This is a genomic window from Blautia sp. DFI.6.71 (genome assembly GCF_020593585.1).
GTDB classification, from domain to species: domain Bacteria; phylum Bacillota; class Clostridia; order Lachnospirales; family Lachnospiraceae; genus Blautia_A; species Blautia_A wexlerae.
The window spans coordinates 1-1004 of sequence record NZ_JAJDMJ010000139.1; the positions used below are offsets into that span (position 1 = coordinate 1).

Consider the following 1004-nt stretch of genomic DNA (forward strand, 5'->3'; position numbering starts at 1 on the left):
AGAGGGATTTGTAAATGTTAATGGCATCAAACGCAGCATCTCCAAGAAACGTCTTTGAATTTATTAAAGGATGTTTCTGGAAAAAGTCAATTAAAACTGGAAGAAGTGCTTTCGAATCGGCAAGGGATTTATCCTCATCCGGTGAATCTGATTTCTTCCCTACAACGATATCAGGATGTTTTTTTAGAAAGTCCTTGTTGTAGAAAGTGATGTCACGAACAATACCAAGCCCGTTCGTAATAATACCAAATTTATAGGCGTAACAGAAATGTCCATTGATGTACATCTGCTGGATTGCCTGATTGGAAGCCGCATGAGTTGGCATAGAGCCATAAGCAGCTTTATAAGGATCATAGGAATCATCAAGGTTATGGGACTTTTTGAAAGCCTTTAGCTGCTTGATAATACGGTTGGCATATTTTGGGTTATTTTCTGTAACCCATGCTTCAATGCCAGAGGTATCAAAGATTGTCATGGAAGCAAGGGCAGGATCAAGACTTTGGCAGATCGGTTCGGTCAGATCAACAAGATGATCGAACATAGATTGTAAGTCCGATAAAAAATCCTGTTTGAAACGTGTAAATTTGGAACCATCCGGAACAACATCAAAACCGCAGAAATCACGCAGTTCCTGGGAAAATTTCAAAAATACGATCAGGAGTGTGTCCGTCGGGATTGAGAAAATACGCTGGATAAGAAGTGCCTTAAGCATTGGATAAAGCTGATGTTTGCGAGGTCTTCCGGTACTGGCGTAAAAATGAGAAATAAAAGAAACAGGAATAATTTCATCAAGGTCAATGGCTTCATCAAGAAGCGAAAGGAACTGATATTTGTCGTTGTCGAATTTATTTTGACAATCTTCAAAAATTTCTGCCAAAGTGAGCTGTTTATATGTTATCATGTAGGTATATCTCCTTTAGGTGGATTGGTTAATTAGTTTCTAGGCAATTCTATTTTACCATAAACCTTGAGGAGATATTTTATTTTAACAACAAAAAAATGCC

The 1004-nt window shown here is 37.9% G+C and carries 1 protein-coding gene; it reads right to left on the reverse strand.

The window, feature by feature from the left end; translation table 11 throughout:
- A partial coding sequence (locus tag LJE12_RS19595; protein ID WP_227292396.1) for a transposase occupies nt 1-901 on the reverse strand: 901 nt, incomplete at its 3' end.
- Between the last annotated feature and the right edge of the window lie 103 nt (nt 902-1004).